General features: G+C 63.4%; 18 protein-coding genes. 14 read left to right on the top strand and 4 right to left on the bottom strand.

Annotated elements, in window-relative coordinates; all coding sequences use genetic code 11:
* The first annotated feature begins 7 nt into the window (after nt 1-7).
* The 4 genes from ASG03_RS00580 (at nt 8) to trmD (ending at nt 2,146) form a co-directional block, all read left to right on the top strand.
* Nucleotides 8-313: a chorismate mutase gene (locus ASG03_RS00580; RefSeq protein WP_443216570.1), complete on the top strand. Its 306-nt coding sequence runs from the start codon at nt 8-10 to the stop codon at nt 311-313.
* Between the two features lie 63 nt (nt 314-376).
* Nucleotides 377-739, top strand: a complete 363-nt coding sequence (gene rpsP / locus ASG03_RS00575) for a 30S ribosomal protein S16 (protein ID WP_062477733.1) — start codon at nt 377-379, stop codon at nt 737-739.
* A 112-nt stretch (nt 740-851) separates the two neighbouring features.
* Complete coding sequence (gene rimM / locus ASG03_RS00570) at nt 852-1,418, top strand: ribosome maturation factor RimM (protein WP_062477736.1); 567 nt, start codon at nt 852-854, stop codon at nt 1,416-1,418.
* Between the two features lie 8 nt (nt 1,419-1,426).
* Nucleotides 1,427-2,146: a tRNA (guanosine(37)-N1)-methyltransferase TrmD gene (trmD, locus tag ASG03_RS00565; RefSeq protein WP_062691749.1), complete on the top strand. Its 720-nt coding sequence runs from the start codon at nt 1,427-1,429 to the stop codon at nt 2,144-2,146.
* On the opposite strand, the gene ASG03_RS00560 is transcribed toward trmD, so the two are convergent.
* Nucleotides 2,128-2,874 carry a sulfite exporter TauE/SafE family protein gene (locus ASG03_RS00560; protein WP_062691466.1) on the bottom strand — a complete coding sequence of 249 codons (747 nt, stop codon included), beginning with the start codon at nt 2,872-2,874 and terminating at the stop codon, nt 2,128-2,130. The genes trmD and ASG03_RS00560 overlap by 19 nt on opposite strands.
* 172 nt (nt 2,875-3,046) lie before the next feature.
* On the opposite strand from ASG03_RS00560, the gene ASG03_RS00555 reads away from it, so the two are divergent.
* The 4 genes from ASG03_RS00555 (at nt 3,047) to ASG03_RS00540 (ending at nt 6,298) form a co-directional block, all read left to right on the top strand.
* Nucleotides 3,047-3,478 carry an acetyltransferase gene (locus ASG03_RS00555; protein WP_156381675.1) on the top strand — a complete coding sequence of 144 codons (432 nt, stop codon included), beginning with the start codon at nt 3,047-3,049 and terminating at the stop codon, nt 3,476-3,478.
* 170 nt (nt 3,479-3,648) lie between these two features.
* Complete coding sequence (gene rplS, locus ASG03_RS00550; RefSeq protein ID WP_062477747.1) at nt 3,649-4,185, top strand: 50S ribosomal protein L19; 537 nt, start codon at nt 3,649-3,651, stop codon at nt 4,183-4,185.
* A 391-nt stretch (nt 4,186-4,576) separates the two neighbouring features.
* Nucleotides 4,577-5,374, top strand: a complete 798-nt coding sequence (locus ASG03_RS00545; protein WP_062477751.1) for a transporter substrate-binding domain-containing protein — start codon at nt 4,577-4,579, stop codon at nt 5,372-5,374.
* 30 nt (nt 5,375-5,404) lie between these two features.
* Nucleotides 5,405-6,298, top strand: coding sequence for an amino acid ABC transporter permease (locus tag ASG03_RS00540; RefSeq protein WP_082475467.1), 894 nt, complete (start codon nt 5,405-5,407; stop codon nt 6,296-6,298).
* A gap of 21 nt (nt 6,299-6,319) precedes the next feature.
* On the opposite strand, the gene ASG03_RS00535 is transcribed toward ASG03_RS00540, so the two are convergent.
* A complete protein-coding gene (locus tag ASG03_RS00535; RefSeq protein ID WP_062691462.1) occupies nt 6,320-8,221 on the bottom strand; it encodes a CASTOR/POLLUX-related putative ion channel in 1,902 nt (633 codons plus the stop codon).
* 389 nt (nt 8,222-8,610) lie between these two features.
* Between ASG03_RS00535 and leuC the strand changes: the two genes are divergently transcribed.
* A complete protein-coding gene (gene leuC, locus ASG03_RS00530) occupies nt 8,611-10,020 on the top strand; it encodes a 3-isopropylmalate dehydratase large subunit (protein ID WP_062477754.1) in 1,410 nt (469 codons plus the stop codon).
* A gap of 96 nt (nt 10,021-10,116) precedes the next feature.
* Here the strand turns inward: leuC and ASG03_RS00525 are convergent, their stop codons facing one another.
* The gene (locus ASG03_RS00525) at nt 10,117-11,205 is read right to left on the bottom strand and encodes a TraB/GumN family protein (protein ID WP_062477757.1); all 1,089 of its coding nucleotides are present in this window, start codon (nt 11,203-11,205) and stop codon (nt 10,117-10,119) included.
* Between the two features lie 205 nt (nt 11,206-11,410).
* A complete protein-coding gene (locus ASG03_RS00520; RefSeq protein ID WP_062477760.1) occupies nt 11,411-12,346 on the bottom strand; it encodes a tyrosine recombinase XerC in 936 nt (311 codons plus the stop codon).
* Nucleotides 12,347-12,485: 139 nt separating this feature from the next.
* On the opposite strand from ASG03_RS00520, the gene ASG03_RS00515 reads away from it, so the two are divergent.
* From ASG03_RS00515 to atpA, 5 genes are all read left to right on the top strand, one after another.
* Nucleotides 12,486-13,454, top strand: coding sequence for a GNAT family N-acetyltransferase (locus ASG03_RS00515; protein ID WP_062477763.1), 969 nt, complete (start codon nt 12,486-12,488; stop codon nt 13,452-13,454).
* A 60-nt stretch (nt 13,455-13,514) separates the two neighbouring features.
* Complete coding sequence (locus ASG03_RS00510; RefSeq protein WP_062691745.1) at nt 13,515-15,731, top strand: primosomal protein N'; 2,217 nt, start codon at nt 13,515-13,517, stop codon at nt 15,729-15,731.
* 94 nt (nt 15,732-15,825) lie between these two features.
* Nucleotides 15,826-16,212 carry an AGROH133_08824 family phage infection protein gene (locus tag ASG03_RS00505; protein ID WP_062477766.1) on the top strand — a complete coding sequence of 129 codons (387 nt, stop codon included), beginning with the start codon at nt 15,826-15,828 and terminating at the stop codon, nt 16,210-16,212.
* A 256-nt stretch (nt 16,213-16,468) separates the two neighbouring features.
* Nucleotides 16,469-17,029 carry a F0F1 ATP synthase subunit delta gene (locus ASG03_RS00500; RefSeq protein WP_062477769.1) on the top strand — a complete coding sequence of 187 codons (561 nt, stop codon included), beginning with the start codon at nt 16,469-16,471 and terminating at the stop codon, nt 17,027-17,029.
* Nucleotides 17,029-18,558 carry a F0F1 ATP synthase subunit alpha gene (atpA, locus tag ASG03_RS00495; RefSeq protein WP_062477774.1) on the top strand — a complete coding sequence of 510 codons (1,530 nt, stop codon included), beginning with the start codon at nt 17,029-17,031 and terminating at the stop codon, nt 18,556-18,558. The genes ASG03_RS00500 and atpA overlap by 1 nt, the downstream gene beginning before the upstream one ends.
* The last annotated feature ends 45 nt before the right edge of the window (nt 18,559-18,603 follow it).

Raw genomic sequence — 18,603 nt, 5'->3', positions numbered from 1 at the left:
GGCTGCTGTGAGCATCGACCCTTCCATTCGCGAGGAACTGGCCGGCTATCGCCGGTCGATCGACAATATCGACGCAGCGCTGGTGCATATGCTTGCCGAGCGCTTCCGCTGCACGAAGGCCGTGGGCGTCCTGAAGGCCCATCACGATTTGCCGCCGGCCGACCCGGCGCGCGAGGAATACCAGATCGAACGCCTGCGCCGCCTGGCCAAGGACGCCCATCTGGATCCGGATTTCGCCGAGAAGTTCCTGAACTTCATCATCAAGGAAGTCATCCGGCATCACGAAGACATCGCCGCCGATCTCAAGGATTGACGGTTATCGCATTCCCCCATCAGGCCGCATCCGCGGCACGCCAACATTCAAGGAGTTATTGACATGGCACTGAAAATTCGTCTCGCCCGCGGCGGTTCCAAGAAGCGTCCGTTCTACCAGGTCGTCATTGCCGACGCCCGTTCGCCCCGCGACGGCCGCTTCCTCGAAAAGGTCGGTTCCTGGAACCCGATGCTTGCCAAGGACGATGCCAAGCGCGTCGAACTGAACAACGAGCGCATCCAGCATTGGCTTGATCACGGCGCCCTGCCGACGGACCGCGTCCTGCGCTTCCTCAGCGAAGCCGGTATCGTGACGCGCGAAGCCCGCAACAACCCGACCAAGGGCAAGCCCGGCAAGAAGGCGACCGAACGCGCCGCCGAAGCCAAGCAGAAGGCGGAAGACGCCGCTGCCGCTGCCGCCGAGTAATCGGACCTATCGCATCTTCGGAACCGGGCGGCATTTTCATGCCGCCCGTTTTCGTTTATGGGGTCGCGCGATCGACAGACATCCCGAACGCACTCACTGGAACGGTTCATCGATGAGCAAGCTGAAAAACCCCGTCCTGATGGGCGTAATCGGTGGCGCGCAAGGGTTGCGCGGCGAAGTCCGCGTCAAGAGCTTTGCCGAAGAGCCAACAGCCCTTGGCGACTACGGTCATCTGCACAGCGAGGACGGGCGGGTCTTCGAGGTGCTGGAGGTGCGCGAGAGCAAGAATGTCGTCGTCGTCCGTTTTCGCGGCATCAACGACCGGACGGCAGCCGAGGCTCTGAACGGCCTGGAGCTGTTCATCGAACGGGAAAACCTGCCGGACGACGATCTCGACGAAGACGAGTTCTTCTACGCGGATCTCGAGGGCCTCGAGGCGAAGGATGCCGAAGGCAAGAGCTACGGCGTGGTGACCGGCGTGTTCGATTTCGGTGCTGGCGATCTCCTCGAGCTGAAGGGTCTCGGACGCCGCCCGGTGCTCATCCCCTTTTCCGAATTCTCGGTGCTCGAGATCGACCTTGAAGGCGGCACGATGCTCGTGGATCCCGTTGCCGCCGGACTTGTCGACGACAAGGATGATCCGACCGGACCGTTCGACCCGAACGCGTCCGGCGAATGAGCGCCGCCATGGCGTTCCGGGCTACCGTCCTGACGCTCTACCCGGAGATGTTTCCCGGACATCTCGGTCATTCCCTGGCCGGGCGTGCGCTGGAACGCGGGCAATGGTCGCTCGAGCCGGTGCAGATCCGGGATTTTGCCGAAGACCGCCACCGCACGGTGGACGATACGCCGGCCGGGGGTGGCGCGGGTATGGTTCTTCGCGCGGATATTCTCAGTCGCGCCATCGACCAGATCTCGAACAATGATGATCCCGCGATTGTCCGTCCGCGTCTCCTGATGAGCCCGCGTGGCCGCCCGCTGACCCAGGCGCGGGTCCGCGAGATCGCCGGGGGCCCGGGCGCCGTCATCGTCTGCGGGCGGTTCGAGGGCGTCGACCAGCGTGTCATCGACGCGCGTGCGCTTGAGGAGGTTTCGATCGGCGATTACATCCTTTCCGGTGGAGAGCCGGCGGCCCTGACCTTGCTGGACGCCGTGGTGCGGATCCTGCCGGGCGTCATGGGCAATGCGCTTTCCGGCGTGCATGAAAGTTTCGAGGGCGGGCTGCTGGAGCATCCCCACTACACGCGGCCACAGGTTTTCGAGGGCCAGGAAATTCCTGCCGTCCTCACCTCCGGCAATCACGGGGCCATCGCGCGCTGGCGGCGGGCTGAGGCGGAGCGGTTGACGCGGCAGCGCCGTCCCGATCTTCTCTCGGACGCTACTTCGTCTCAACCCGTGACGAAGTAGTAGAACGCCAGCAGCAGGCCGACGGCGACGACGAAAGCGCGGATGATCGCCTGCGGGATGCGGCGGGCAAGCCAGACGCCGCTATAGCCGCCCAGCGCTCCGCCCGGGATCATCACGGCCGCCTCCAGCCAGGAAACGACCCCGCCGAAGGTGAAGACCACGACGGCGATGGCGGCGATGACGACGGCAAGCAGGTTCTTCAGGGCATTGATCCGATGATAGCCGCCGCCGGCCGTCAGAGCCAGAACGGCCAGCATCATGATGCCCATGCCGGCCCCGAAGAAGCCGCCATAAACCGAGGTCGCGAACTGTCCGAGAAGGCCGAGCACGCCGAGCGGCGCGCCCGCCTCGCGCGACTTCGGGCGGAGCAGGGGGCCGGCCGCGAAGATCGCCGTCGCTCCCAGCAGCAGCCATGGCACCAGCGCCCGAAACGAGGGATTGGAAAGGGCCAGCAGAATGCCGGCGCCGATGAGGCCGCCGACGGCTGACAGCAGCCCGAGCATGACCGCCATGCGCGTGTCGGCCAGGAGCTCGCGGCGATAGGCAAGCGCCGAGGTGATGTAGCCGGGGAACTGGACGATAGAGGAGGTCGCATTGGCGACGATGGGCGGCAGGCCTGCCAGCGTCATTGCGCCGAAGGTCAGGAACGTGCCGCCGCCAGCCACTGCATTGACGGCGCTGGACAGGAAGCCGGCGAGAAAGAGGAGGATGGCGGTGGTGACAGGCATCTGCGACTCATCGAAGAAAGGCGAGGTTTTCGTGGTATAGGGCGTACGTCGAAACGCAAGGACAGATGTCGTCCGGAGATCCCGAGACATGCCGCGACAAGACGATCTCTGGCGTATACGGCCGGCGGGGACACGAGACAGACAGCTCTTGCGGACGCTGCTCGATGATCATTTGCGTGACCTGTCCGCCTTCGGTCCCGTCGATGCCGCCTACCACTATTTCGACCTCTACTTCGAGGACGCGGACCGCTCAGCCTATGTGATCGACGTTCTGAGTACGGGAGCGTGGACAGCTGCGGGCTTCGCGCTCGTCAACCGGCACGCCTGTTCAGGCTTGCCGGTGGATCATGCAATGGCGGAATTCTTCATTCTTCCGGACATCCGCCGAAAGGGCGTTGGCGCCCGCGCCGCAAGCCTGCTTTTCACGCTGCATCCGGGCGTCTGGGAGGTCGGCGTGATCAGCCGGAACGTCGCGGCCTGGGCGTTCTGGTGCCACGTCACCGCGCCGTTTCGCGAGGTGGAGACGATCGCGAAGGGCGACATGCGCATCCTGCGTTTCAAAAGCCCCGAGGTGCTGCGCAGAAAGGCGCGCGGAGAGGGGTGACAAATCGGCGCTCCCGGTGTATAGGCCGCACCGGCTCGGGTTCCTGCCCGTGACCATCAACAAAGAATGGTGTACCCGCCGTCGCTCTTCATTGGAAGAGCCCTGCCCGGAGGCTTTGCCGAAGGACACCCTGGCGCTCTGACTGTTTGAGAAGAAAGCAAGGTTAACCGATGAACATCATCCAGCAGCTGGAAGCCGAACAGGCCGCCAAGATCGAAGCCAAGCGTACCCTTCCGGAATTCTCCGCAGGCGACACGCTCCGCGTCAACGTTCGCGTGACAGAAGGTGCGCGTACCCGCGTGCAGGCCTATGAAGGCGTCTGCATCGCCCGTTCGGGTGGTGGCATCAACGAAAGCTTCACCGTTCGCAAGATCTCCTACGGCGAAGGCGTCGAGCGCGTGTTCCCGGTCTACTCGCCGATGGTCGAAAGCGTCGAAATCGTTCGTCGCGGTAAGGTCCGTCGCGCCAAGCTCTATTACCTGCGCGATCGTCGCGGCAAGTCGGCTCGTATCGTCGAGAACACCGGCACGCGCGCCCGCAAGCTGAACGACACGGCGCGCCAGTCGGCGGCCGACGAGAAGGCGCGTCTGGAAGCTGAAAAGGTTGCAGCCGCTCAGGCGCTCGCCGCCGAAAAGGCAGCTGCAGATGCCGCCGCCGCGGAAGCCGCTGCTGCAAAGGCTGCCGAAGACGCGAAGTCTGCAGAATAAGATCTCCGAATCCTCTTTTTCGAGAAAGCCGCTGGAGCAATCCGGCGGCTTTTTTCGTGCCCGATGTGGCCTGCGTGGCTCGAGGTCTGGCCCCCTGGCGGATCCCGACGCTCGTCCTTCCCTCATCTCGTGCACGCCGAACAGCGAGGGCAGGGACGGGGCCTTCAAACCGCGTACCAGCTTTGATTTGCGAGCGTTCCTTTCAAGAGATTTGGTGAAACGCTCGGCACAGCGGGCCGACAGGGAAAAAGGCAGGCCGTCCGGCTTGGGCGCGGAAGGCGGAGCCATGGCGCGTCCCTGCGGAATTCACATGCGGGACCGGTCCGTCGGCTCTTGCCCTGCCGGGAAGTTTCGTGACAGTCTCGCGCGTCACATGCCAGGAGCCAGTCTCATGTTTTTTCGCCGCCACGTTCTCGCCGGTCTGACCCTTCTCGCCCTTTCGCCCCTGAGCGCCGGTGCGGCCGATCTTCCGGATCTCGGCGGGCGCGAGATCGTCGTGGTCACGGAGAACGCCTATCCGCCGTTGCAGTTCATCGACCCGAAGACGGGCGTCGCTGCCGGTTGGGAATATGATGCGGTGGGCGAGATCGCCAAGCGGCTGAACGCCAAGGTGACCTACCGCAACACGAGCTGGGACGCGATGATTCAGTCCGTTTCCGATGGCCAGTTCGACATGGGCATGACGGGGATCACCATCAAGGAAGACCGCAAGGAGAAGGTGGACTTTTCCGATCCCTATATGCGCTCCGAGCAGTTCATGCTCGTGCGCGGGGACGAAAACCGGTTTACGGACGGCAAGTCCTTCGCGGCCTTCTCCAAGGGCCTGATCGGTGCGCAACCGGGAACGACGCCGTTCTACACGGCGATCTACGAGGTGCTCGATGGCAACGAGCAGAACCCGCGCGTCAAGTTGTTCGAGACCTTCGGCGCCACCGTACAGGCCCTGAAGGCCGGTGACGTCGATGTGGTGCTGACCGACGGTACGGCGGGCAAGGGCTATGTCGATACGTCGGATGGAGGTCTGAAACTGATCGGCGGACCGCTCGGCTCCGAGGATTTCGGCTTCATCTTTCCCAAAGGCTCAAAACTCGTCGCACCCGTCAACGCCGCCATCGCCGCGCTGAAGGCCGACGGGACGCTGGACAGGCTGAACCGCAAATGGTTCGTCGACTTCAAGATGGGCGAATAGAGCGACGGCTGACAGGATACGCAGCCCATCATGCAGCCTCCTCCGCCGTATCCGCCACCACGCCTGCCGGAAAGCGCGATCTCCCCCCCGCCCGACCGCTCCGGTGGCGATCCGCCGGAGCGTCGCGGCGTGGTCTCACGCGAGTTGCCCTGGTGGCTGATCGCGCTGGTCGCGATTGCCGTCGGCCTTGCCGTGCTGATCGCCATCAACGATCTCTATGCGCGGGTCTTCGCAGTGGTGGCTGCCGGCATTGGCGTCACCATCTTCGTCACGATCGTCGGTTTTGCGCTTGCCACCCTCGTCGGGCTGGGCGTGGCCCTGATGGCGCTGTCGCGCCGGCAGGTGCTGCGGCAGGTCGCCCGGTTCTACACCGAGGTGATCCGCGGCATCCCCGTGCTCGTTCTGCTCTTCTACATCGCCTTCGTCGGAACGCCGGCACTGGTCTGGCTGATCAATCTCGTCCTGACGCCGCTGATCTCTGCCGGCGTGACGGAGCCCTTGCTCGTGCGCGACCTCTCCTTGATGTGGCGGGCGATCATTGCCCTGACCATCGGCTATTCCGCCTTCATCGCCGAGGTTTTTCGCGCGGGGATCCAATCCGTGGACCGGGGCCAGGTCGAAGCGGCGGAGGCGCTGGGGCTCAATCGATTCCAGCGTTTCCGGCTTGTCGTTTTCCCGCAGGCGATCCGCACCATCCTGCCACCTCTCGGCAATGACTTCATCGCGATGATCAAGGACAGCTCGCTCGTCTCGGTGCTCGGCGTGCAGGACATCACCCAGATGGGCAAGGTCTACGCCTCCGGCTCATTCCGGTTCTTCGAGACCTATTCCATCGTTGCCTATATCTATCTCCTTCTCACCATCGGCCTGTCTCTGTCGCTACGGGCACTGGAACAGCGACTGCGGCGCGGTCATCGCGGGTAGATATCCCGACCGTCAGATCGGTCAGTCGCGCGCGAGGATGATGAGCTTGTCTCCGGCTGCGTACTGCACCGCTTCCCCCTTCACGGGGTTGACCACGACACGACCCAGCTGTCTCTCGTCCTTTGCCGTTGTGCCCGCCTTGCTGTAACCAAGGGCCACTTCTCCGCGCGTCAGCGCGGCCAGCGTGATCGTGTAGAAATTCACGGGATGGTCGATTGAGATGTAGTCGGTGACGGCACGCATGTAGATTTCGGAGCCGTCCTCGTCGAGAAGTTCATCGAAGATGTCGGCCATCAGCTCGTTTTCCGAAGCCTGCGCCAGCATCAGGCTGACGAGCTTGTTGCTGACGACGAAATCGTCCGCGCGCGTGACGGCTGCGAGATCCCGGTTGCGCACGTCGATCATCTCGCTGACGATGCTGATATGCGTGTTGGCGGCTTCCGCGATCTTGCGCAGCTGCAGAAGCGTCACGAGGGTCGCCGTATCGGCGGGCTGTGGAGCCAGGTGGTCGCTGTAGCCGAGAACCAGTACATGATCATATTCCGGGATCATCAGCGCATCGAGCGCCGCACGGCTGCTGGTGTCGATAACGCGACATTCCACGGACAGGTTTTCTCTCAGATACGGCATGGCCGCGACGTCGGCGAGCAGCTCCGGTGTATCGGCCGCGATCATCAGACGGGAACCGGGCGAAACATAGCGTGAAAGTTCCTGCGTGATGATCGGGCCGCGGCGGTTCCAGCCGAGCAGAAGCGTCGTCTCCGCCCGGCGCTCGGCCGGTGGACGCGGGCGAATGACCTCGCGGTCGACCGTGACGTCGCCTGCGCGCAGGCGGATCGTGTCGTCGTCTTCGGCGATGAGAATGGCGCGTTCGCCGGCCTCCATGACGCGGCTCGTCGGCGGGTTCAAAAGAACCTTGCCATCGGCGGTTCCCACGCCGATCAGGACGGATGTGTCATAGGCCATGACCGCCGCACCGAAGGACTTGCCGACAAGGCCGGGCTGTTCGACCGCGTAGATTTCAGAACCGTCGAAATCGAGCAGCTCGGTGTAGACGCCGCTCAGGCCGGATTGACGGCTGGAGCTGACGACGATGCGGGAGATGAGTTCGTCGGCAAGGACCAGCTGCAACTCGCCGCCACCGACGATGCGCGCGACCTCGGCATGGGCTGCGTCGCGAATCTCCGCTGCGATCCGGTATCGCTCCGGACGACGTCCAGGATCGTTCACGAGGGCGAGGATGGTCTTGATGACCTGCGAATCGGCATAGTCGCCTTCCGGCGACAGAACAACGATTGCACGGGACGCCTGGGGATTGACGATGTTGATGTCATGGAGGTCGGTCGGATCGCCGCTGCGGCAGACGATGCGGGTGTTGCCGAGGTCTGCGATCTTGTCGGCGATCTCGTCTTCCATCTCCACTTTGTCCTTTGCCGCCATGATGACAATGCGCGGGCGTCGGCGGCTGCGATTGGCGATGACGAGTTCGGAGATCACGTCGAAGATCGAAGGCGACCAGTTGAAGATGATCGTGTGGTCCTTTTCCAGGACGTGCGACCGACCTTTGCGAAGTTCGTCGAGCTTTTCGTCAAGGCCAGAGGAGAGGACGCCGATCAGTGCGGAGAACACGAAGATGCCGGCAACGGTGACGGCGAGCGAGATGCCCCGGAAACTCCAGCCGGCATCCCCGCCCATGGCGCCCGCATCCATGGTGCGCATCAGGGATTCCCATGCGCCCTCGACGAAGGACACGGGTTCGCCTCCCTCCTGGGCTATGCCGGTCACCGCAAGAAGCAGCCCGGCAAGCACGATGACGATCAGCGAAATGACCGCGAGCCAACCGATCAGCGCGATCGGGCCGGCCGCCATGCTCTTGTCGAATTGATAGCGCGCGCGGTCCCGCCACGTGATCGGTCGTGTCATGATGCTTCCCCCCAGATCCACCCTCCAGGCGGACCTATCCGGCGTCTCAAACTTTCGGTCCGTTGGCAAGCAGGTCAGGAGAGAAACCTTCGCTTCCCTCACGATAGCGTCGCCGTAAGGCTGGCGGCGAGGGGCGGGAAACTTGCAGTCGCGCTTGGAAACTGCTATTTCGGCGGTCATGGAATCCAAGTTCGGATGTCGTGCGCAGAATGTCGTCGTGCTGCAGGATCACAAGCGCCTGCCGGCACGTTTTTATGCGCGCGTCTCCGGGGCGCTGAACAGCCGACTTCGATAGATCCTTCAGGAGCGATGCTCCGGCTTTTGAAGCCTGATCCGACCGGCCATGGAGCCGGACTTTCCAATTTTTTCTTTCCAATGGATGACACGCCATGAGCGCACCACGGACTCTCTACGACAAGATCTGGGACGACCACGTCGTCGATCAGCAGGACGACGGCACCTGTCTTCTCTATATCGATCGCCATCTCGTTCACGAAGTGACGAGCCCGCAGGCGTTCGAAGGCCTGCGCATGACCAACCGTCAGGTGCGTGCACCGCAGAAGACCCTCGCTGTCGTCGATCATAACGTCCCGACCTCGCCGGATCGCCATCTCGGCATCAAGAACGAGGAAAGCCGCATCCAGGTGGAAGCGCTGGCCCAGAACGCAGCCGACTTCGGCGTCGAATACTATTCGGCGTCCGACAAGCGTCAGGGCATCGTGCACATCGTCGGGCCGGAACAGGGTTTTACCCTGCCGGGCATGACGATCGTCTGTGGGGATAGCCACACCTCGACGCACGGCGCCTTCGGGGCACTGGCGCACGGCATCGGCACATCCGAGGTCGAGCATGTGCTCGCCACGCAGACACTGATCCAGAAGAAGGCCAAGAACATGCTGGTGCGTGTCGATGGCCAGTTGCCCGAGGGTGTGACGGCGAAGGACATCATCCTCGCGATCATCGGCGAGATCGGTACGGCCGGCGGCACGGGGCATGTCATCGAATTTGCGGGCGAAGCCATCCGTGCGCTTTCCATGGAAGGCCGGATGACCATCTGCAACATGACGATCGAAGGCGGCGCCCGCGCCGGCCTCATCGCGCCGGACGAAAAGACGTTCGAATACATCAAGGGCAAGCCGCGCGCGCCGCAGGGCGAAGCGCTTGAACAGGCGATCGCCTACTGGAAGACGCTGAACACGGACGAAGGCGCACATTTCGATCGCGTCGTCGTGCTCAACGCCGCGGAGTTGCCGCCGATCGTGTCCTGGGGCTCGTCCCCGGAAGACGTCATTTCGGTGCAGGGCGTCGTTCCCAATCCGGATGATATCCAGGACGAAAACAAGCGCGCCTCCAAGTGGCGGGCGCTCGACTACATGGGTCTGAAGCCGGGTACGAAAATCACCGACATCGCGGTCGACCGTGTGTTCATCGGCTCCTGCACCAACGGCCGGATCGAAGACCTGCGCGAAGTTGCCAAGGTCGTCGAGGGCAAGACGGTTGCACCGACCGTATCCGCGATGATCGTGCCCGGTTCGGGCCTCGTCAAGGAACAGGCGGAAGCCGAAGGCCTCGACGTTATCTTCAAGGCTGCGGGCTTCGATTGGCGTGAGCCGGGCTGCTCGATGTGCCTTGCCATGAACGACGATCGGCTGAAGCCGGGCGAGCGCTGCGCCTCGACCTCCAACCGCAACTTCGAGGGACGTCAGGGGTTCAAGGGCCGGACACATCTGGTATCGCCCGCAATGGCGGCGGCCGCTGCCGTGGAAGGACACTTCGTCGACATCCGCAGCTGGCAGTAATCTGGTTCCACGAACCTGAAAACCTATAAAAAGGCGCCGCTTTCGGGACCGGAAGCGGCGCTTTTTTTGCTCCTACGAGGCTTCAGCGGCAGACCGTCACGGCATGGCGGTCAGGGTGAAGCCATCCTTGCGCAAGAGTTCGACCAGACCTTCCGGGCCCGGCAGATGCAAAGCGCCGACGGCCATGAAGACATTGCCTGCATCAAGGCTCGGACGGGCGCGCGTGGCCATGACATGGTTGCGGTCGGTGATGATGCGTTGTTCGATAGCGACCGATTCCTGCTCGGAGTCAGCGGTCTCGATGCTTTCCGAAGCGGCCTTCAGCATGGGCATGATGGCGGAAATCCGGCCTTCCAGATAAAGCGCGGTCGTTGTTTCCATGGCGTCTTCGACGATGTTGCCCAGTTTCAGCGTGTCCACCAGCGCCGAGACGTGAAACTTCATCGGAAGATCGTTCAATGCGTGGATCTGCTCGACCATCGTTTCCAGTCCCTTGAGCGTCTTGCCGTGCGACACCGCATCCTGTGCCAGCCTCTGATCGAGGAAGACGGCGCCACCGGCCTTCCGGCTCAGTTCGCAAGGCGGCAGGGACACGAGGCTTGCAATCATCCAGGGCTTCATGCGCGCAACGGTCGCGAGCGGAAGGCCGCGAGATTTCAGTCCTTCGCTGAGGATGACCTTCTGATCGGCATCGAGATAGCTCTCGATCGTGCTGCCGTCGGTGAACATGGTGAGGCTCGGATCTGAAAAGAGCGCGACCTGCGCCTTTTTCTCGTCCAGGATCTCGTCCGACTCCACGATCACGGTGGCGGCGCCAGCGAAGCCCTCGGGCGCTCCTTTCGGCATGGCGAGCACACGCGGATCGGTGACGTGCATGGTGCCGAGAAGATAGGAGGTGGGAACGTCCGGTTTCTCGATCTTCCAGAACGTGCCTCTGCCGTTGACGACGAGACCTGCGTCTCGCTCGACCTGCCGTGCCCGATCCGGATCCGTCTTTTCCCACGTTTCCAGAAGGTTCGTGCCGTGGCAGGCAATGTCGTCGGCATGAGCGCGTCCGATGGAAAGGAACGCGACGACGAGGAGCGCAAGCAGCAGGGTGGGCAGGAGAGCCGCAAGCGAGACGAGCATGTCGAGACGGGAGCGCCCCGGAAGCGAGGGGAGAGGGGGGATGGTCGGCGCGGGCACGGATCGTCCTTTCTTGGCGGTCGCGCGCCACCCTAGCGGCGCAATCTCACGCGCCGCTTAACATGCGTGGTTAACGCGACCCCGCATTCCGGCGCTTTTAAAGCATGTCGCCCGAAAGTGTGCCGCGGGTTCGGGAAACGACATGCATCAAAACAAGACCTTAAAGCGTGTCGCGTGAATCCTTTTTCACGCAACACGCTTTAGCTCAGGCGCGGGGATGGGCGCGGTCGTAGATGTCGAGCAGGCGCGCGGAATCGACGCCTGTATAGATCTGCGTCGTGGAAAGGCTTGCATGGCCGAGCAACTCCTGGATGGTGCGCAGATCGCCACCGCCAGCAAGCAGATGCGTTGCAAAGGAGTGGCGCAGGGCATGCGGCGTTGCGGTATCCGGAAGCCCGAGCGCGCCGCGCAGGCGCTGCATCTCGCGCTGGATGATCGCCGGCTGGAGAACGCCACCCTTTGCGCCGCGGAAGATCAGGTCGTGTCCCTCGGCTGCATAGGGGCAGAGCGCGAGATAGCGGTTCACGGCATCGAGCGCCGGTGCGATCAGCGGCACGATGCGGGTCTTGCCGCCCTTGCCGGTGACGCGAAGCGCGCGGGGAGTGCCTGCAACATCATCGACCGTAATGCCGAGCGCTTCGGAGATGCGCAGGCCACATCCATAGAGCAGTGTCAGAACCGCTTCGTTGCGGGCCGCGATCCAGGGCTCTTCGCTCAGCTGCGCGTCGCTGGCGACAACGGCCAGCGCGTCGGTATCGGTCAGCGGCTTCGGAAGGGATTTCGGCTGTTTCGGCGAACGAACCGCGCCTGCGCCAGCGGCATTGACCAGACCTTTGCGTTCCAGATGGCGCAGGAAGGAGCGCAGGCCGGCAAGGCCGCGACCAAGCGTACGCGCACCCGCACCGTCCCGGCGCCGCGTGGCGAGGAAACCGCGCAGGTCGCCCGGCCTTAGTGCCTTGATGTCCGACAGTTTCGGGGGGCCGGCAAGATGTCCTGTGAGAAACTTGAGAAATTGTCGCGTGTCGCGCTCATAGGCCTCGACCGTATTGTCCGACAGCCGGCGCTCGTTGGCCAGAGACTTCAGCCAGGCTTCCCGCTCGGCCATCAGCACGGCATCGCCGATTACCAGAAACTCGTTCATGTGAAACCTGTCGCCTGCTTTGTCAGTGTAAAGTCTGGGCGCAGAGACCTTGCCGAATTGCTAACATCCCCTTGGAATCCGTCATCGCTCAATCATATTCTTTTGCGATAGCTATGCGGGATGCGGCGGCGGGACGATCATGACAAGACGAGGCTCTGCAGGAGGGTTATCCGGATTCGCCGAAGCGGTGTCGCTCGTCTCGCACGGCCAGCCCGGCCATATCGTCGACACGCTGATTGCGGAGCGCGGGCAGCGGATCGTGCATCATCCGCTCTGGCCGGTCATGCGTCCGGCGCTCTACACGCTCCTCAATTACCGCAAGGCGCTCGAATTTGCGAATGGCGTTGCCAACCTGCCCGGGTTCCAGGCATTCCAGTATCTGAGCGATACGCTGTCGCTCGACATTCGCGTGACGCATGAGGAGCGGATTCCGCGATCCGGCGGCTTTCTCCTCGTGAGCAACCACCCGACCGGCATTGCAGACGGCGTGGCGGTGTTCGACCTGCTGAAAGCGCGACGACCCGACATGATGTTCTTTGCCAATCGGGATGCGATCCGGGTCAATCCCCGCTTCGTCGAGATGGTCATTCCCGTGGAATGGCGCGAGGAGCACAAGAGCAAGCTCAAGGCCCGCGAAACGCTCCAGGTGACCAACCGGGCGATTGCAGAAGGGAAGGTCACCGTGCTGTTTCCTTCCGGGCGTATCGCGTACTGGGCGGACGGGCGGCTGAACGAGCGGCCCTGGAAGACCTCTGTCGTCGGCTTTGCCCGCAAGCACAACCTCGCCATCCTTCCTGTACATATGCACGCCCGCAATTCGGGCCTGTTCTACTGGCTGGCGAAATGGTCGACCGAATTGCGCGACATGACCGTGTTCCACGAGCTCCTCAACAAGAAGGGCAATGTCTTCGACATGACCATCGGTCATCTCATCCCGCCGCACGCGCTGGATGGCGATGCAGCCGAGGTCACGCAAGCGCTGGAGCGGCATACCGTGACGGATCTCGCGCGGAACGGCGATGCGACCTTCAAGGCGGTACAGCCAGGAGCAGCTGCGGGCGAAGCTACTTTCGCCGAGCACCGGCTCCCGGCGCAGACACAGCTTTGACGAGACCGGCAGACGGCGGCCTCTTTTCTTTCCGAGTCGATAAGAGCAATGTCCGCCGCGATGACGGGCGATTCGATTGATCTGTTCGGGGACGAGGCTCGCCCGCACATGCCGGGCAGGGTCGTGCCGGTTCTGGTGCCCATGCCCGCCGACAAGGCCTACTCCTATCTGGTGCCCGACGGCATGGCGGTTCAGCCGGGCTCGATCGTGCAGGTGCCGCTCGGACCGCGGCAGGTCGCGGGCGTTGTCTGGGACGCGATCGACGAGCCGGCCGTCGATCCGAAGAAGCTGAAATCCATCACGCAGGTCTTCGACTGTCCGCCGCTTTCCAAGGACATGCGCGCCTTTCTCGACTGGGTTGCCGCCTACACGCTGTCGCCGCCCGGGCTTGTCGCACGCATGGCGCTGCGCGTCCCCGCCGCCTTCGATCCCGAACCGATGGTCGAGGGGCTGCGGCTGACCGACCGGCGCCCGGACCGGATGACGCCGGCGCGCACCCGTGTCGTTGACACAGCGGCTGACGGTCTGTTCTGGACGCGCTCGGGCCTTGCCCATGCTGCAGGTGTCTCGACCAGCGTCGTGGAGGGGCTGCGATCCCAAGGCGTGTTCGAGACCGCGTTCATGCCCCCGCCGCCGGTGGTGGCCGCGCCCGATGCGGATTACGCCGTGACCGACCTCGAAGACATCCAGCGCGAGGCCGCGGAGACACTGATCGCCTCGGCCGCGCAGAAGATGTTCTCCGTCTCGCTCGTCGATGGGGTGACCGGATCCGGCAAGACGGAGGTCTATTTCGAGGCGATTGCCGAAACCCTCCGGCAGGGACGGCAGGTGCTGATCCTCTTGCCGGAAATTGCTTTGACGGCCGCATTCCTCGATCGTTTCGAGAGGCGGTTCGGGGCGAAGCCAGCCGAATGGCATTCGGACCTCGCTCCACGCACCCGCGAAAAGGTGTGGCGGCAGGTGTGCGAAGGCAGCGTCCGCGTCGTGGCCGGTGCCCGCTCCGCGCTGTTCCTGCCGTTCGAGGATCTCGGGCTGATCGTCGTCGACGAAGAGCACGACCCGGCCTACAAGCAGGAAGACCGGGTGTTCTACAATGCACGCGACATGGCCGTCGTGCGGGCCAGGCTCGGCAACTTCCCGGTCGTGCTCGTTTCGGCGACGCCATCCGTCGAGAGCCGCGTCAATGGCGAGGTCGGGCGCTATCGGCCGATCCATCTGCCGACGCGCTTCGGGGCCGCAGCCATGCCGGATCTCGGCCTTATCGACATGCGCCGGCATCCCCCGGAGCGCGGCGGCTTCTTGTCGCCGGTCCTTCTTTCGGCCATCGGCAAGGCGGTGGAAAAGGGTGAGCAGGCGCTGCTCTTCCTCAATCGGCGGGGCTACGCTCCGCTGACGCTCTGCCGGGTCTGCGGTCACCGCTTTCAGTGCCCCAACTGTTCGAGCTGGCTTGTGGAGCATCGCTTCCGCAGCCAGATCCAGTGCCATCATTGCGGCTATGCCGAGCGGACGCCCGAAGCCTGCCCGGATTGCGGCACGCTCGATCACCTTGTCGCCTGCGGGCCGGGCGTGGAGCGGATCGCCGAGGAGGTGGACCGGCATTTTCCCGACGCGCGCACCATTGTGCTCTCTTCCGACCTGATGGGCGTGAAGCGCCTGCGGCTCGAACTCGACGCTATCGCTAAGGGCGAGGCGGATATCGTGGTGGGCACGCAACTTGTCGCCAAGGGCCACAATTTCCCGATGATGTCCTGTGTCGGGATCGTCGATGCCGATATCGGGCTGGCCAATGGCGATCCCCGTGCGGCCGAACGAACCTTCCAGCTCCTGAGCCAGGTTACCGGCCGGGCTGGGCGGACCGGCCTGAAAAGCCGCGGCCTGCTGCAGACCTACCAGCCGCAGCATCCCGTGATGCAGGCGATCGTTTCGGGTGATGCCGAAGCCTTCTACGAGCGCGAGATCGGCGAACGCGAACGGGCCGTGTTGCCGCCGTTCGGACGGCTCGCCTCCGTCATCGTGTCTGCCGATACGCGGGCCGATGCCGAGACGCATGCGCGCGGCTTGCGTCAGGCGGCACCCCAGGTTTCCGGTATCACCGTGCTCGGGCCCGCTGAAGCGGCTCTGGCGCTCGTCCGCGGCCGGCATCGCTTCCGTCTTCTCGTGCATGGTCGGCGCAACAGCGACATGCAGGCCTTCATGCGGGCGATGATCGCGGCCGGACCCAAGGTTCGGGGTTCCGTGGCTGTCCAGCTCGACATCGATCCGCAAAGTTTCCTCTGAGGTCCGGCTTGCGCGATTCCCTTTCGCGCGCACATGTTCTAGACCTTCGACACCCCGGTATCGGCCGGCAACGACGTGGGACGGGATTGCGGCGATGGATCTGTACATACCGACGGAGACCGGCGAACTCCTCGCCTTCCTCAGCGCCGTGGCCACCTGTGTCATGGGCCTCTTCTTCCTGTTCGCGCCGGGCCTCTCGTTCCGGGCGATGGGCCTTTCTCTCCGGGACGGCCGGCGCGGCGGCTATGCAGAGGCACGGTCGACCCTCGGCGGCTTCCCGCTCGGTCTCGGCCTTGCCGCCATCGTGCTCGCCCAGCCCATGGTTTACCTGGCGCTCGGTTCTGCCTTCGCCTTGGCAGCCTTCGGGCGCATCCTGTCCATGCTGTCGGACCAAGGTAACACGGTCGTGAACTGGCTTCTCGTTCTCGTGCAGGCCGTGCTGGCCATCCTGCCGCTCGCCTATGTTTTCGGCTTCTTCTAGAGCGCCGCCCGAAAATTACACCTCGCCGAGGGCATCACACTCCTGATTTTGGGCAGAATTTGGCCCGAGGATCGCGCAATCGCTCTCCTCGCGTGTTGCGAGTCCACTTTTCCTATGCTAGACGAACCCCGACTTCGTGGGGGAGCCGGGCCTTTCAGGCCAGGATGTCCTTGAGGATATAGCAACAAATTCAAAGTGTTCGGTTTTCGGTTCCTCCGAAGATCGCTCTTGGATCGCAAGCAAGAGAAGCGCGCCCGTGGCAAATACGTCCGACCTGATTTCCGGTGTTGCAGAAAGATACGCGTCGTCGCTTTTCGATCTCGCGCAGGAAGCCGGCTCGGTGGATGGCGTGCAGAGCGATCTCGATCGTTTCCAGTCCATGATCGATGACAGCGCCGATCTCAAGCGTCTCATTCTAAGCCCCGTCTTCTCGGCCGACGACCAGTTCAAGGCAATTTCCGCCATCGTGGAAAAAGCCGGATTGACCGGCCTTGTCGGCAACTTTCTCAAGGTTGTCGCGCGCAACCGCCGCCTCTTCGCCGTCCCGGGCATCGTCCGGTCGTATCGCGAGACGGCAGCCCGCCATCGCGGCGAAGTTTCTGCCGAGGTCACCTCGGCCCATGCGCTGAGTGACCAGCAGCAGTCTGAATTGAAGGCGGCGCTCAAGGGCGTCACCGGCAAAGAGGTGGCGATCAACGTCACCGTCGATCCGTCTATTCTCGGTGGTTTGATCGTCAAGGTCGGGTCCCGCCAAATTGACACTTCCCTTCGCACAAAGCTCTCGAGCCTTAAGCTTGCACTGAAAGAGGTCGGCTGATGGATATCCGCGCCGCGGAAATTTCCGCAATTCTCAAAGATCAGATCAAAAACTTCGGCCAGGAGGCTGAGGTCTCCGAAGTCGGCCAGGTTCTGTCCGTCGGTGACGGCATTGCCCGCGTCTACGGTCTCGACAACGTCCAGGCGGGCGAAATGGTCGAGTTTCCGGGCGGCGTGCGCGGCATGGCGCTCAACCTCGAGGCCGACAATGTCGGCGTCGTCATCTTCGGCTCGGACCGGGCCATCAAGGAAGGCGACACCGTCAAGCGTACAGGCGCGATCGTGGACGTTCCGGTCGGTCCGGAGCTCCTCGGCCGCGTGGTCGATGCGCTCGGCAACCCGATCGATGGCAAGGGCCCGATCAATGCGTCGCGCCGTTCGCGCGTCGACGTGAAGGCTCCCGGCATCATTCCGCGCAAGTCGGTGCATGAGCCGATGTCGACCGGCCTCAAGGCCATCGACGCGCTGATCCCGGTCGGCCGCGGCCAGCGTGAGCTCGTCATCGGCGACCGCCAGACCGGCAAGACCGCGATCATTCTCGATGCGATCCTGAACCAGAAGGCAATCCACGACAACGGCCCGGAAAGCGAAAAGCTTTACTGTGTTTACGTCGCTATCGGCCAGAAGCGTTCGACGGTCGCCCAGTTCGTCAAGGTTCTCGAAGAGCGTGGCGCCCTGCAGTACTCGATCATCGTTGCCGCAACGGCATCTGATCCGGCTCCGATGCAGTATCTCGCGCCGTTTGCCGGTTGCGCGATGGGTGAGTATTTCCGTGACAATGGCCAGCACGCGCTGATCGGCTATGACGACCTGTCCAAGCAGGCCGTATCCTACCGCCAGATGTCGCTGCTCCTGCGCCGTCCGCCGGGCCGCGAAGCCTATCCGGGCGACGTCTTCTACCTGCATTCGCGCCTTCTCGAGCGCGCTGCCAAGCTCTCCGACGAAAAGGGCGCCGGTTCGCTGACCGCTCTGCCGGTCATCGAGACGCAGGGCAACGACGTTTCCGCATTCATTCCGACCAACGTGATCTCGATCACCGACGGCCAGATCTTCCTTGAAACCGATCTGTTCTACCAGGGCATCCGTCCCGCCGTGAACGTCGGCCTCTCGGTCTCGCGCGTCGGTTCGGCTGCGCAGGTCAAGGCGATGAAGCAGGTTGCCGGCTCGATCAAGGGCGAGCTCGCGCAGTATCGCGAAATGGCTGCCTTCGCGCAGTTCGGCTCGGACCTGGACGCCTCTACCCAGCGCCTTCTCAACCGCGGCGCACGCCTGACCGAACTCCTGAAGCAGCCGCAGTTCTCGCCGCTGAAGACGGAAGAACAGGTTGCGGTGATCTTTGCCGGCGTCAACGGCTACCTCGACAAGATCCCCGTCAACAAGGTCGGTCCGTTCGAACAGGGTCTCCTGTCCTACATGCGCTCCGAAGGGAAGGGCGTGCTCGACACGATCCGCACCGAAAAGGCCATTTCGGACGACACCAAGGGCAAGCTCAAGGCGTCCATCGACGCTTTCGCAAAGACCTTCTCCTGATCGCCTGCTCACGGCAAGACCGCAGACGCTACCTAGGACGGATAC

The organism is Rhizobium sp. Leaf341 (assembly GCF_001424325.1).
Taxonomy (GTDB): domain Bacteria; phylum Pseudomonadota; class Alphaproteobacteria; order Rhizobiales; family Rhizobiaceae; genus Ferranicluibacter.
The sequence above is the reverse complement of the archived record's forward strand: the minus strand, read 5'-3'. Positions and strand labels throughout refer to the sequence as shown.

Excerpts from the sequence above, each read along its gene's own strand:
- ASG03_RS00520 (WP_062477760.1), bottom strand. The coding sequence starts at position 12,346 with ATGAACGAGTTTCTGGTAATCGGCGATGCCGTGCTGATGGCCGAGCGG.
- ASG03_RS00510 (WP_062691745.1), top strand. The coding sequence starts at position 13,515 with ATGACGGGCGATTCGATTGATCTGTTCGGGGACGAGGCTCGCCCGCAC.
- ASG03_RS00540 (WP_082475467.1), top strand. The coding sequence starts at position 5,405 with ATGCAGCCTCCTCCGCCGTATCCGCCACCACGCCTGCCGGAAAGCGCG.
- ASG03_RS00545 (WP_062477751.1), top strand. The coding sequence starts at position 4,577 with ATGTTTTTTCGCCGCCACGTTCTCGCCGGTCTGACCCTTCTCGCCCTT.
- ASG03_RS00515 (WP_062477763.1), top strand. The coding sequence starts at position 12,486 with ATGACAAGACGAGGCTCTGCAGGAGGGTTATCCGGATTCGCCGAAGCG.
- ASG03_RS00505 (WP_062477766.1), top strand. The coding sequence starts at position 15,826 with ATGGATCTGTACATACCGACGGAGACCGGCGAACTCCTCGCCTTCCTC.
- ASG03_RS00535 (WP_062691462.1), bottom strand. The coding sequence starts at position 8,221 with ATGACACGACCGATCACGTGGCGGGACCGCGCGCGCTATCAATTCGAC.
- ASG03_RS00560 (WP_062691466.1), bottom strand. The coding sequence starts at position 2,874 with ATGCCTGTCACCACCGCCATCCTCCTCTTTCTCGCCGGCTTCCTGTCC.
- leuC (WP_062477754.1), top strand. The coding sequence starts at position 8,611 with ATGAGCGCACCACGGACTCTCTACGACAAGATCTGGGACGACCACGTC.
- rimM (WP_062477736.1), top strand. The coding sequence starts at position 852 with ATGAGCAAGCTGAAAAACCCCGTCCTGATGGGCGTAATCGGTGGCGCG.
- atpA (WP_062477774.1), top strand. The coding sequence starts at position 17,029 with ATGGATATCCGCGCCGCGGAAATTTCCGCAATTCTCAAAGATCAGATC.
- rplS (WP_062477747.1), top strand. The coding sequence starts at position 3,649 with ATGAACATCATCCAGCAGCTGGAAGCCGAACAGGCCGCCAAGATCGAA.
- rpsP (WP_062477733.1), top strand. The coding sequence starts at position 377 with ATGGCACTGAAAATTCGTCTCGCCCGCGGCGGTTCCAAGAAGCGTCCG.
- trmD (WP_062691749.1), top strand. The coding sequence starts at position 1,427 with ATGGCGTTCCGGGCTACCGTCCTGACGCTCTACCCGGAGATGTTTCCC.